11 protein-coding genes are annotated in these 13,573 nt (G+C 53.4%); 3 read left to right on the forward strand and 8 right to left on the reverse strand.

What is annotated here, in order from left to right:
* Window positions 1–29: 29 nt before the first annotated feature.
* The 7 genes from gabT to ACLJNW_RS10610 form a co-directional block, all read right to left on the reverse strand.
* Window positions 30–1,313, reverse strand: a complete 1,284-nt coding sequence (gabT, locus tag ACLJNW_RS10580) for a 4-aminobutyrate--2-oxoglutarate transaminase (protein WP_023204260.1) — start codon at window positions 1,311–1,313, stop codon at window positions 30–32.
* Window positions 1,314–1,327: 14 nt separating this feature from the next.
* The gene (gene gabD / locus ACLJNW_RS10585; RefSeq protein WP_023204261.1) at window positions 1,328–2,776 is read right to left on the reverse strand and encodes an NADP-dependent succinate-semialdehyde dehydrogenase; all 1,449 of its coding nucleotides are present in this window, start codon (window positions 2,774–2,776) and stop codon (window positions 1,328–1,330) included.
* A gap of 21 nt (window positions 2,777–2,797) precedes the next feature.
* On the reverse strand, window positions 2,798–4,066 hold the full coding sequence (lhgO, locus tag ACLJNW_RS10590) for an L-2-hydroxyglutarate oxidase (RefSeq protein ID WP_023202601.1): 1,269 nt from the start codon (window positions 4,064–4,066) through the stop codon (window positions 2,798–2,800).
* 25 nt (window positions 4,067–4,091) lie between these two features.
* Window positions 4,092–5,069: a glutarate dioxygenase GlaH gene (glaH, locus tag ACLJNW_RS10595; protein WP_000993100.1), complete on the reverse strand. Its 978-nt coding sequence runs from the start codon at window positions 5,067–5,069 to the stop codon at window positions 4,092–4,094.
* 303 nt (window positions 5,070–5,372) lie between these two features.
* The gene (locus ACLJNW_RS10600; protein WP_000382035.1) at window positions 5,373–6,887 is read right to left on the reverse strand and encodes a tripartite tricarboxylate transporter permease; all 1,515 of its coding nucleotides are present in this window, start codon (window positions 6,885–6,887) and stop codon (window positions 5,373–5,375) included.
* A gap of 10 nt (window positions 6,888–6,897) precedes the next feature.
* Entirely contained in the window at window positions 6,898–7,332 is a 435-nt protein-coding gene (locus tag ACLJNW_RS10605) for a tripartite tricarboxylate transporter TctB family protein (protein ID WP_001574835.1), read from the reverse strand.
* A gap of 11 nt (window positions 7,333–7,343) precedes the next feature.
* Entirely contained in the window at window positions 7,344–8,321 is a 978-nt protein-coding gene (locus ACLJNW_RS10610) for a Bug family tripartite tricarboxylate transporter substrate binding protein (protein WP_001524520.1), read from the reverse strand.
* A 154-nt stretch (window positions 8,322–8,475) separates the two neighbouring features.
* Between ACLJNW_RS10610 and tctD the strand changes: the two genes are divergently transcribed.
* From tctD to ACLJNW_RS10625, 3 genes are all read left to right on the forward strand, one after another.
* Window positions 8,476–9,150 (forward strand): transcriptional regulator TctD, encoded by a 675-nt coding sequence (gene tctD, locus ACLJNW_RS10615; RefSeq protein WP_001237934.1) that lies wholly within the window; start codon window positions 8,476–8,478, stop codon window positions 9,148–9,150.
* Window positions 9,137–10,552: a sensor histidine kinase gene (locus ACLJNW_RS10620; protein ID WP_001524506.1), complete on the forward strand. Its 1,416-nt coding sequence runs from the start codon at window positions 9,137–9,139 to the stop codon at window positions 10,550–10,552. The genes tctD and ACLJNW_RS10620 overlap by 14 nt, the downstream gene beginning before the upstream one ends.
* Window positions 10,553–10,684: 132 nt before the next feature.
* Complete coding sequence (locus ACLJNW_RS10625; RefSeq protein ID WP_001059351.1) at window positions 10,685–11,698, forward strand: HoxN/HupN/NixA family nickel/cobalt transporter; 1,014 nt, start codon at window positions 10,685–10,687, stop codon at window positions 11,696–11,698.
* Between the two features lie 721 nt (window positions 11,699–12,419).
* On the opposite strand, the gene ACLJNW_RS10630 is transcribed toward ACLJNW_RS10625, so the two are convergent.
* Window positions 12,420–13,316, reverse strand: coding sequence for an antimicrobial resistance protein Mig-14 (locus ACLJNW_RS10630; RefSeq protein WP_000701514.1), 897 nt, complete (start codon window positions 13,314–13,316; stop codon window positions 12,420–12,422).
* Window positions 13,317–13,573 lie beyond the last annotated feature (257 nt).

The following is a 13,573-nucleotide window of genomic DNA, read 5'->3' on the forward strand; positions in this document are numbered from 1 at the left end:
CGTCGCCACCCGACGCTGCTTATTGGACATTACGCTTGTTTCGCCTCATCAAAGCACTGGGCGATAATCTCCAGGCCTTGCCGAATCTGCGAGGCCTCAATAGTGAGTGGAACGAGGATGCGCAAGATGTTGTAGTAAGGACCGCAGGAGAGCAGAATTAACCCTTTCTCGCGGGCGTGGGCCACAATGTCGGCGGTCAGAGTCGCGTTCGGTTTGCCGGGGTCGCCATTTTCGAACAACTCAATGGCGATCATGGCGCCCAGTCCGCGCACGTCGCCAATCTCACGGTGCGTTTCCGCTATCTCCATCAGGCCATCGCGCAGCGTGTTGCCAAGCGTATTTGCCTTTTGCAGTAGATTTTCCTGCTCGAAAATGTCCAGTACCGCCAGCGCGGCGGCGCAGGCAATCGGGTTTCCGGCATAGGTGCCGCCCAGACCGCCCGGCGCGATAGCGTCCATCACGTCTGCCCGGCCGGTAACGCCTGCCAGCGGAAAGCCGCCGGCGATCGATTTCGCAAACGTGGTTATATCTGCCGCAACGCCCATCTGTTCCATGGCGAACAGCGTACCGGTCCGGCCCGCGCCGCTTTGCACTTCGTCGGCAATTAACATAATGCCGTGTTGGTCGCATAGCGCGCGCAGTCGCTGCATGAACGCGGGAGAGGCGGCGTAAAATCCGCCTTCGCCCTGTACCGGCTCAATAATAATGGCGGCGATATCTTCCGGCGCGGCATCATTTTTAAAGATGCGTTCAATGCTGGCGATCGCGTCGTCGTCGCTGATGTTGTGTAGCGGGCAAGGATAAAGCGCGCGGTAGACATGGCCTGGCATCAAGCCCATACCAGCAGAGTACGGGTGTACTTTCCCGGTCAGAGAGAGCGTGTAGTGGGTACGACCGTGGTAAGCGCCGCTAAACGCGATAGCGCCGCTGCGTTTTGTCGCCGCGCGGGCGATTTTCACCGCGTTTTCAACCGCTTCTGAACCGGTCGTGACCAGCAACGTTTTTTTGGCGAAATCGCCCGGTACCTTCTGGTTCATGCGTTCGCACAACGCCAGGTACGGTTCATAGGCCAGCACCTGAAAACAGGTATGCGACAATTTCTTCAACTGCGCTTCGACCGCTGAAACAATGCCCGGATGTAAATGACCGGTGTTCAGGACGGCAATGCCGCCCGCGAAATCGAGATACTCACGGCCTTCGACATCCCACACCCGACAATTTTCCGCCCGCTCGGCGAAAATCGGGTGAATCTGCCCCACGCCGCGAGGAACAGCGTTATGACGGCGCTGCATTAAAGCGTTATTGGTATTCATTAGCGACTCTCCTGTTAAAGGCCGATGCACATATATTTGATTTCTAAATAATCTTCGATGCCGTATTTGGAACCTTCTCGGCCTAATCCGGAGGCCTTAATGCCGCCGAAAGGCGCGACTTCGTTGGAGATAATGCCGGTATTAATACCGACGATGCCGTATTCCAGCGCTTCGCCGACGCGGAAAACGCGGCTTAAATCGCGTGCATAAAAATAGGCTGCCAGGCCGAATTCAGTATCGTTAGCCTGCCTGATGACGTCCGCCTCGTCGCTGAAGCGGAACAGAGGCGCGAGCGGCCCGAATGTCTCTTCTTTGGCGACTTTCGCGTTATCAGGAACATCCGCCAGAATGGTCGGTTGAAAGAAGTTGCCGCCCAATTTGTGCGCTTCACCGCCCGTAATGACGCGGGCGCCTTTTTCCAGCGCGTCGGCGATATGTTCCTGGACTTTCGCCACGGCTTTTTCATCAATCAGCGGCCCGATAGCGACGTCGGCTTGCAGGCCGTCACCGACCGCGAGCTTATTTACCGCCTGGTTGAGTTTTTCCGCAAAACGATCGTAAACGCCGTCCTGAACATACAATCTATTGGCGCAGACACAGGTCTGCCCGGCGTTGCGAAACTTCGAAGCCAGCGTGCCCTCAACGGCTTTATCCAGATCGGCATCGTCAAAGACGATAAACGGCGCATTGCCGCCCAACTCCAGCGATACTTTTTTAATGTCTTTGGCGCATTGTTCCATTAGCTGGCGGCCAATCTCCGTCGAGCCGGTAAACGACAGTTTGCGTACCAGCGGGTTGCTGGTCAGCTCGCCGCCGATATCGCCAGCCGAACCGGTAACGACGTTAAATACGCCTGCGGGAATTCCGGCGCGCCGGGCCAGTTCCGCCAGCGCCAGCGCGGAAAACGGCGTCTGGCTGGCGGGTTTGAGTACCATTGTGCAGCCTGCGGCCAGCGCGGGGCCGGCTTTACGGGTGATCATTGCCGAGGGAAAGTTCCACGGGGTAATCGCGGCGGTGACGCCGATGGGCTGTTTAATCACCAGCAGCCGTTTATCGGCCTGATGACCTGGAATCGTGTCGCCATAGATACGCTTCCCCTCTTCGGCGAACCATTCAATAAACGAGGCGGCGTAGCTAATTTCGCCTTTCGCTTCCGCCAGCGGTTTACCCTGTTCCAGCGTCATCAGACGCGCCAAATCGTCCTGATGTTCCATCATCAGATTGAACCAGCGACGCAGGATATTGGCTCGCTCTTTGGCGGTGAGCGCGCGCCAGGCGGGCAGGGCGCGATTGGCGGCGTTGATGGCGTCGCGCGTCTCTTCCGCCCCCATTTTGGGCACATTGCCGAGCGGTTTCCCGTTGGCGGGGTTGCTCACGGGGATGACATCGCCGCCGCGCGCGTCGCGCCAGTCGCCATCGATAAAGGCCTGCTGGCGGAACAGGGTAGAGTCGTTAAGTTGCATAATTGCTTCCTGTCTGAAGGGTTAACGGGTAAATGCGGCGTGTAATGCGTCCACGCTGCGTGCCGCACGCAGCGCACGTCCGGGGTTGCTCTGGCTTTCGCGTAGCGCCTGAACTTTGCTGACGATATGCGCGCCGATAGGTATCGCGGATGTCGCCGCCGGGGAGGGGGCGTTACAGGTGTGAATGGAACGCGGCGTCGTGACAAACAGAAAATCATCAATCAGTTTGCCGTCCGGCGAAACCGCCTGCGCCCGCACGCCTGCCGGCCAGGGCTGGAGATCGTTGACGGTCAGGCTGGGGCAATACTTTTGTACTCGCCGCAAATAGCCGCTTTTGCACAGCGAGTTTTTCATCTCGCCCAGTCCGGAAAGCAGATGGTTTTGCAGTACGCGGCGAATGCCGGCGGAGCGGAAAATCTCCAGGGTGTCGGTGAAGGAAACGTCGCGCTTACGGTAGCCTTCGCGTTTAAGCGCCAGCACCGCATTCGGCCCGACCGTGACACTGCCGTCGATCATGCGGGTAAGATGGACGCCGAGAAACGGCATTGCCGGATCGGGGATCGGGTAGATCAAATGGTTAACGATCCGGTTGTGTCGCGGGGCCAGACGAAAGTACTCGCCGCGGAAAGGGCAGATAATAAAACCGGGCTCCACGCCCAGCATTTTGACCAGCCGATCCGCCATCAGTCCTGCACAGCCGATAAGCGTAGCGGTTTCTATTTCCCGACCTTGCGAGGTGCGAATAACAATGCCAGCGGCATGTTCTGTCAGCGCGCTGACCTCGGCATGGTAGATGATCTCGCCGCCTTTGGCCTGAAAGCGGTTCGCCATGGCCGTCGCGACATCGCGATAGCTGACAATCCCGCTGGAAGGGACAAAAATCCCGCCCAGGCCAATGATATTGGGTTCGCGTTCACGCAGCTCCGCCGCGCTTAACCACTCGCGCTCTAAGCCGTTGGCCGCCGTCCGCTCCCATAGCGCGCGCATCCGCGCCATTTCCAGCTCCGAGGTGGCGACCAACATTTTGCCGCAGGTGTCGTAGCGGATGTTGTTTTGATCGCAAAAGGTTTTGGTCGCCTGATTGCCTGCCAGACAAAACTGCGCTTTGAGGCTGCCGGGCGTGTAGTACACCCCGGCATGGATCACGCCGCTGTTATGCCCGGTCTGATGGCAGGCTGGCGCGGACTCTTTTTCCAGCAATGCGATGCGCGCATCCGGGTAGACATCAATAAGTTGCATGGCGGTCGACATGCCGATAATGCCGCCGCCGATAATCACAAAATCATACATCCGCGTAATTCCTTCGCCGTGGCGCTTATTGGTGAGTTTGATAATGGCTGGCGGCGTAGGCGAAGTAACCGCGCTGGCGCATCAGTTCGCGACGCAAGTCAGGATGCGGCGTAAAACGATCGCGTCCATGTAGCCAGAACAGATTGTTAATCAGCAGGAATTTGCCGACCGGTACCGGCACGGAGAGGATGTTTTGACTGGTTTCCAGCGCGTCTGAAAGTTCGCTGAGCCAGACGCCTTCTTCAAAGTCTTTTGGCTGGACGAACTGGTCGATATAACGCATGACCGGGCGGCCTTGTTGGTCGACATCAAACACCGGGTGCCAGACGTCATGGCTAACATTCTTGCTTGGCGGCGCCGCCCAGCGCATGACGCGACGCGCCAGCGGATGGGTAAAAAACGACTCCAGATGTTCCCAGTCATCAAGGTGCAGCAGCAGCGAATTACCGCCTTCCATATTTTGTTCGTCGATTTTCATCATCAGCACGTAGTCGGTCACCTCCTCAACATAGGTACCGTCATTGTGCAGTTCCATTACGCGGTGGGGCTGGCGCAGATAACTGTCGGAGTTGTCGACGTTTTTGACCACGAAACGCGCGTAGTACTGGCCGCTCATCGCATCGTAGTTGGAGCGACCAATAAGATGCGCCACCGCCGTCGCCAGTTTGACCATCTCTTCTGCCTGTGCGACATCATCGATCCCTTCGGCGCTGATCAACAGCGCGCCTTGTGCACGGTTGAGGAGCGTTTTGATCAACAGCGGTTGTAGCTGATTGCCGCACAGATCGTCGAGGATCTTGCCGATTTTGAAACGTAAGAAAGATTTGTATTCCAGCGCCTGCACCGGCCACTGCGCGACCTGATGGAGAAATTGTCTTGTGGTATCCGCCGTAAACGTTAACGCCAGCAGACGCGGCGACTGCGCCGAAGGGGCAAGGGTGAAACCAGTATGGCGTTGGGCTAAATCATCTGTGTTCGCTTTTACGGCAGTCAGTGCATTCATCAGAATCATTCCTCTCGGTAAGATGGTCAGGGAGACATGGCGATGCTCATTTCGTAGCCATAAATTAAAAATATCGACATTTTCCAGGAACGCGTATGAAATAACCGCTTTTGTTTAATTATTGTGATCAAAAACAACAAATATTTAACAATGCAAAGGGTGAGGTTAACGGCGCCACGAGCCTGACAACGGCAAGAAGGGGTGTAAAATGAGAGCGTTATGGGGAAAGTGATGCTGGCGGGGTTGCCCGGCCTGACACATGAGCGCGTAGGCCGGACAAGTACAACGTATTTCAGCAGTCAATTAACCGGCGTCAACCTGCGGTTTACGGCTGTGTTTACGGAGCAGACGTAACACTGGCGGTACGACAATGACCATGATCGCCATGATCAGCAGGGCTTTGGCAACGCCGCTTTGCCACAAAATCGCCATATTGCCGTTACTGATGGAGAGTGCGCGACGCAGGTTCTGCTCCAGCATTTCCCCCAGTACGAACCCCAGGATCAGCGGTGACATGGGGAAGTGCATTTTACGTAAAATGTACCCTAACACGCCGAGCGCGACCATCAGCACCAGATCGAAGGTGGTGCTGTGTACCGCATACACCCCTACCGCCGATACGGCAGCGATGGCGGGTACCAGGAACCACAGCGGAATGGTGAGCATACGGGTGAACAGACCGATCAACGGGATATTCATGATCAGCAGCATCACGTTCGCAATCAGCAGCGCAGCGATGAGTCCCCAGACGATATCCGGCTGTTCGGTGAACATCGCCGGGCCTGGCGTGATGTTGTACAGCGTCAGCGCCCCCATCATCACTGCCGTAGTACCGGAACCGGGAACGCCCAGCGTCAGCATCGGGATGAAGGAGCCGCAGGCAGAGGCGTTGTTTGCCGCCTCCGGCGCCGCGACGCCGCGAATATCCCCTTTGCCGAAGCTATCGCTGTTGCCGCTGAGTTTTTTCTCGGTCATATAGGTAATGGCGCTGGCAATGGTCGCCCCGGCGCCGGGCAATACGCCGACAAAAAAGCCGATTACCGAAGAACGCAGGGTGGTGCCGATACACTGCGCGCCTTCTTTCAGGTTGAACAACATTCGACCCGTTTTGCGGACCATTGTTTGCCCGCTGCTGGTATGTTCCAGCATTAAAAGTATTTCTGATACCGAGAACAGGCCGATCACCACGACGATAAACTGTACGCCGTCGGAAAGATGAACGCTGTCGAAGGTAAAGCGATAAACCCCGGTGTTGGCGTCCACGCCGACGGTCGCAAGGCCAAGACCGATCAGCGCTGCCAGAAATGATTTAAGCGGGTTTTGCGCCATCATGCTGCCAAGACAGGCGATGGCAAAAACCATTAAGGCGAAATATTCCGCCGGACCAAAGGCCAGCGACCATTGCGCCAGTAAAGGGGCGAACAGAATGATGCCGCCGATAGCGATTAATGAACCGAAAAACGAGCTGACTGCGGAAATCGACAGCGCTACGCCGCCTTTCCCTTGCTGCGCCATCGGGTAACCGTCCAGCGCCGTCATGATCGCCGCCGCATCGCCGGGGACGTTGAGCAATATGGAGGAGATCCTGCCGCCATACTCACAGCCAATGTACACCGTCGCCAGCAGAATTAGCGCCGACTCCGCAGGCAGATGCAACGCAAAGGCCAGCGGCAGTAAGATTGCCACGCCGTTGATCGGTCCCAGACCCGGCAGCAGACCGACGATCGTGCCCACGAAGCAGCCAATCAACGCGATAACCAGGTTTTCCGGCGTCATCGCCACCGCAAAGCCCTGAGAAAGATATATCCAGGTATCCATCGTTGCTCCGTTAACTCAGCCAGGCGCCGAGAGGTAAGGTGACATCAAGCAGCCGGTCAAAGGCATACCACAGCAGAATGCCTAATACCGCGCCGGAGATACCCGCCGCCGGAATCGTGGCGCCGAACAGCATCCCGATAACCATGGTGAGAAGCGCGGTGGCGATGGGAAAACCCAGCCATTCGAATCCCCAGGCATACATCAACAGGATGATGATCATGGTAATTAGCTTTTGCAGAACATGGCGGCGCGGCCAGCTAACCGTGTCGGGATGGCGTAATAACAGCGCTAGCGCGCAGAGCGCCATCAGGCCGATAATCCCCAGCGGAAAAGGGCGGGGGCCGACGGGTTCATAGCTGTATTCGCTTTGGATCTGCCAGGCGATGAATAGCCCGGCGATACAGAGCAACAGCCAGATACCCGCAAAGATACGATCGCTCATCATTGCCTCCGCGATTATTTCGCGAGTCCGAAGGCTTTCGCCTGTTCACGGTAATCAGTAACCTGTTTTTTCACGTAGTCATCGAGCTGCTGGCCGGTCATGTCGAACTCAAACAGGCCGCGCAGATCGCGCTGCTTTTTAAACTCGTCGGTTTGCTGGAGCTTCTTGAAGGTATCCACCCACCACTGGTAATCGGCATCGCTGACTTTGGGCCCGACATAGAAGCCGCGAATAATCGGCCACACCAGGTCGTAGCCCTGTTCTTTAGCGGTAGGGACATTGGCAAGCTGGCCCGGCAGACGATTTTCTGAAAAGACGGCAAGGACGCGGATTTTGTCGCCGCCCAGATAAGGCACCATTTCACTGAGATCGCCGGAGACAACCTGAACATGGTTGCCCATTAATGCCGTCACCGGCTCGCCGCCGCCCTCAAAGGCAACGTAGCGCATCTTGTGCGGGTCGACGTTCGCCTTTTGCGCCAGCAACGCCGACTTCATCCAGTCCTGGCTGCCAATAGAGGCGCCAGCGCCAATGACCACGCTGTTGGGATCTTTTTCCATCGCCGTCATCAGATCTTTCAGCGTCTTCCACGGGGAATCCGTACGCACGGCGATCATGCCGTAATCAGTGCCCACGCTTGCCAGCCAGCGCACATCATCCACGCCGTAGCGACCAAATTTCCCCTGCGACAGATTGAGCAGCGAACCGCCGGAAAAGGCGACCACTGTCCCGGGTTCGCCAGGGCGTTGGGCGACTATCGCGTTATAAGCCACAGCGCCGACGCCGCCGGGCATATACGTTACCCGCATGGGTTTCTCGATAGCGCCAGTCTCCAGCAAACTCACCTGAATCAGCTTACAGGTGAGGTCGAAACCGCCGCCAGGTTTGGCTGGCGCGATACATTCCGTTCGCGACGGCGCCTCCTGTGCCAGAACAGAGGTACTCATTAATAAAATGCTTGCAGTAAGGGTACGAAGTAATTGTTTTTTCATTTTTTATCCTCACGCCGGACGTCCGGATTTTTCAGGTTCGGAAGAAGATTTTTGTGATTATGTGAGCCGACATGTAGCAGTTCGGTTGCGTGATTGTTAAAACAATAACCTTTCAATTCCCTTTCAATGCGGCAGAAACTTTACAGGATGTGATATGCGTCTCTTATTGGCGGAAGATAACCGTGAGCTGGCTCACTGGCTGGAGAAAGCGCTGGTGCAAAACGGCTTTGCCGTGGACTGCGTATTTGACGGCCTGGCGGCTGACCATCTTCTGCACAGTGAAATGTACGCTCTGGCGGTGCTGGATATCAATATGCCGGGAATGGATGGGCTGGAGGTGGTGCAACGGCTGCGTAAACGCGGTCAGACCTTGCCCGTTTTGTTGCTCACGGCGCGAAGCGCGGTGGCGGATCGCGTAAAAGGTCTCAACGTCGGCGCGGATGACTATCTGCCGAAACCCTTTGAACTGGAAGAGCTGGATGCCCGTTTACGGGCCTTGCTCCGACGCAGCGCTGGGCAGGTTCATGAAGTTCAGCAACTGGGGGAATTGATCTTTCATGATGAAGGGTATTTTCTGTTACAGGGGCAGCCGTTAGCGCTGACGCCGCGTGAGCAGGCGCTCTTAACCGTATTGATGTACCGACGAACGCGACCAGTTTCGCGTCAGCAGCTTTTTGAACAGGTGTTCAGCCTGAACGATGAGGTAAGCCCTGAAAGCATCGAACTTTATATTCATCGACTGCGTAAAAAACTTCAGGGAAGCGATGTACGAATTACGACGCTGCGCGGCCTGGGTTATGTGCTGGAGCGCGGCGATGAAGTGGGTTAAGCCGCAATCGTTGTACCTGCAACTCTTGCTGTTCCTGGGGTTGCCGCTGATTCTGCTATGGGGGCTGTCGGCGTTTAACAGCTATGTCAATGCGCTACAGGCCGCCACTCAGGCTTATGATCGTACGTTGCTCTCCTCGGCGCGAACGGTATCGGAACGGCTGGTGGTGCGCAATAACCATCTGGAAGTTAACGTGCCCTGGGTGGTGCTGGATAGCTTCGAGCTTAATATGAATGATCGACTCTATTACAAAGTCGTCGACCCTTCCGGAAAGGTCATTTCCGGTTATGACGATCTGCCCGCCATGCCGCCCGCTACGCCCCGTACCCGGCTTTATCCGGCGCTGGCGTGGTTCTATCATACCGAGTATCGCGGCGAGGCGATCCGCGTGGCGCGTTTGCTACAGCCGATCAACGAAGGTGGCATTATCGGCATGGCGGAGATTTATGTCGCAGAGACGCTGCAGTCCCGTCGTTATCTGGCGGGCCAACTGCTGTTCTCTTCCTGGATCTCACAGGGTCTGCTGGTGTTGCTGACCCTGGTGCTGGTTGGTTGGTTATTACGCCGGATCCTGCGCCCTATGCGTCAACTTTCATCATTAATGGTACGCCGCGAACCGGGTCTGTTAACGCCGCTGCCGGAACTGCTGCCGTGGTCGGAAACACGCTTGTTAATCGTGGCGTTTAATCGCTACATTGACAGGCTCCGCGGCATCCTCTCCCGGCAGGAACGCTTTAGCGCCGATGCTTCTCACCAGTTAAAAACGCCGCTGGCGGTGTTAAAAACGCAGGCGGCAGTGGCGTTAGCCAGCCAGCACCCTTATCACTGGTACGAAAGTCTACAGGCGATGAGCGTAACGCTGGATAGCACCATTCAGCTCACGGAAAGATTGTTGCAACTTTCTGCGGTAAAGCATAAAGAGCAGGGCGAGCGGCGTTTTTCCCCGGTGAATCTGTACGATATCGTACAGAGCGGCTGTTTTACCCGTCTGGCGCAGGCGCGCAGTAAACATATCGACCTGGGCTACGAAGGCGAACAGGAAGCGATGTGGATCGAGGGGGATGAGGTACTGCTTAGCGAGCTATGCGGAAACTTGCTGGATAATGCGCTGAAATACACGCCTGAGCAAGGCATCGTCACCGCGCGGCTTGAACGGGATGGCGATGCCGTGACGCTGGTTGTCGAAGATAGCGGCCCCGGTATTGATGATGAACACATCCATCTGGCGCTACAGCCGTTCCACCGGCTCGATAACGTAGGAAATGTGGCCGGGGCGGGCATTGGTCTGGCTTTGGTCAATGATATCGCACGCCTGCACCGTACTCATCCCCATTTTTCCCGTAGCGAAGCGTTGGGAGGGTTATACGTTCGGATACGCTTTTTAAGCCTTGTCCCGCAGTAATGCGCACAAATGTGTCAGCGGTAAAGCACGTTTACAAAAAGTCGCATCTTGAGGTGTGACGTTTTAATCAAATGATCATACATTCCCCCTACAAACCGTAGCGTTAATTAAAACTATAGTGGGTGCAGGGGCATGAATAATCATACTAAACGACGGGGAATAGCATTAACCGTCTTTCTTGTCGGGGTTAACATCCTGGCCTGGATTTGGGCGTTCTGTGTTTTTCATCACCATGCAGTCATGCTAAGCGCAGCCATACTGGCGTATAGCTTTGGGCTGCGTCATGCGGTTGATGCCGATCATATCGCAGCCATCGATACCGTCACCCGTAAACTGATGCAGCAGGGTAAAACGCCTTTAGGCGTGGGGGCGTTTTTTTCATTGGGTCATTCGACCATTGTCGTTCTGGCATGTCTGGCGATTGTTGTGACGTCGATGGCATTTCGCGATCGTATTGATGTTTTGCATCAATATGGTTCGTTGATTGGTACGGCTGTTTCCGCTTTTTTTCTGCTGGCGATGGCCCTGCTTAACCTGTTTATTTTGTTCAACGTCTGGCGGCAATTTCGCTCGGTTACCCGCGGCGAGTCAGTGAGGGCGCATGACGAGGCGATACCTGGCGGGCTGATGACGCGTATATTTCAGCGTACGTTTCGTTTGGTCACTTCCAGTTGGCATATGTATTTTGTCGGTTTTCTGTTTGGTCTGGGATTTGATACCGCAACCGAGGTTGGGTTGCTGGGCATTTCCGCTTCAGCAGCCAACCAGGGGCTATCTCTCTGGTCGATGATGATTTTTCCTGTGCTGTTTACCGCCGGGATGGCGCTGGTGGATTCCCTGGATAACTTTGTCATGGTCGGCGCTTACGGTTGGGCTTTCTCGCATCCATTACGTAAGCTTTATTATAATATGACCATTACCGCCGCATCCGTCATTGTCGCGCTGGCGATTGGCGGGCTTGAGGCGCTGGGGTTGATTGATGATGCGTTACAGTTAAGCGGAACATTTTGGCAGACCGTCAGCACGCTTAACGATCATATGGGGAATGTGGGCTTCTGGGTAGTGGGTGCTTTTGTGCTATTCTGGCTGCTCTCGTTGTTGAATTATCGCTGGCGCGGCTATGATAAAATCACCCTCAATACCTGATTGATTTCTTTAAAAATAGCATTTCGGCAGTGGTGTCATATCATTGCCGAAGCATTTTATCTCCTGAGAGTATATTCTTCCCGGTAAGTGCGTTATTTTTCATGCTTGCCTTTCGTTATCAATTTAAGCAATCCGATATAACATACAATACCAAAAATAATAATAACAGTTGTATACCCAAGAATCAGCCAGTCTGCATGTGTCATAATATAATCCAGTTATCAGGTATCCCGTGTTAAGGCGATCTTTAAGCCTGTTGTCAGCAAGAACCACTGTACCCGTTCAGTGCTGTTGGCAATAACGTATTGTTTATGCACAAGAGCGTTGTTACAAATAACGTATACATTGAGCATAGACCCCACCCGCATTTTTGTAATGCCATAAAGCAAGGCTACACCTTTAATCTACTGACGGTATGCCAGGCCAGAAGAGATAAAAGGGTAGTTGTCATCATCATCTGTTCCTGACGCCAGGTTAATGACACACACATATGAAAATGTATAACCGCTGCACGCTTTTTAGCACGTTATCTGTAACATACCGTGTTAATCAATTCCGTAAAACCGAGCATAGTGTAAGTGAATTTCGAGTAATTGTCATTATGATTATATGGTGGTTAACTTATTTTTTAAATTCTGATTAAATTTTCGTTTTTTATCATTTTATCAGGGTTTATGAAAAACCTGGGCGTAAAAAACATATTTACGTCCAGGCTTTCTTTTTAGCAAATCGATTTCCCGGTAAAATAGGGGGTCGACCACATGCGCTTATATTCCCATTCAGGCTTTAGTATGCCGATGGAAAAAAGCAATTTTTTTTGTCTTTCCTGGCAGTAATGTCTGGCACGGCTAATATTTAGCCACATTAGTATGCTGCCGGGACTGAGTGGCCTGCACTCATTTTTAATTGCACCATTAGATACGTCAAAGTAGACGTTCATCTGGCTTTCAGATTTCAGTACAATATCAAATGCACAGGGTATCCCTTCAATATAAAGAATATGCCCAAACAGAAGGTGATGCAGTTGACTAAAAAAGTTGGCAAGGTTATCAGCGGGATAGCAGGATGAAGTATTGCCGAAACGAGACCGAAATAACTCGATAAAAATATGAGTCAGTTCATCAGAAGAACAATCAGCAACGCTTTTTACACTTCCGCCTTTTTTAAGAAATCGCTGATATTCATTACGGCGTGTTTTTTCAAACTTAGAAGAGAACGCTTCTTTGACCAGACAATTTTGTTTTTTTCTGGTGAGTTTCCATATGGCATTGCGTATTTGTGGCTGGTGTAACGCCGAAAGTCGGTTAGTACGATCGGGTAAGAAGCAGCGTAAATCTGGTGCCATTGGAATAAGTATCTCATCTGACGATAGCGGGAAGGTTCTGCGCGTCAGGATGCCAATATTCTGATCATTACAGATAAAGTAGGCGCCTTTAATCTTATCATCTTCTTTATAGTGGAAGAATTTAAAATGCCAGTTATGGCGCTTCATAAAATAATCAACAATATCTGGGTGCATATTGATACTACCGCCGTATTGCGTAAACACCTCCCGGTATAGGGTAAAGGAAGACGGCTGCCAGCGGGTTAATATACGCTTAACTTCTTGTATTTTCACCAAAACTCCTGACTTAGCTTACTGAAAATGCTATTTTGTATTATTTTTTTGCTTAACCAAATAAAAATGTGACAAATGTTTAGCTTGTATTTAATGGTTAACATGCTAATCGATGACGTTATGGTGAAGGGAATAAGATTAAGATGTTGATCATAACATGAGTGAAAGCGACGGTTTAATGCCGCGCTTTTCACTCGCAAGACATTCTGTATTTAACCATCCAGTAGCGATACAGATTTCAAAGAGATCCGCTGAAC

It is taken from the genome of Salmonella sp. SAL4457 (assembly GCF_046548235.1).
Taxonomy (GTDB): domain Bacteria; phylum Pseudomonadota; class Gammaproteobacteria; order Enterobacterales; family Enterobacteriaceae; genus Salmonella; species Salmonella enterica.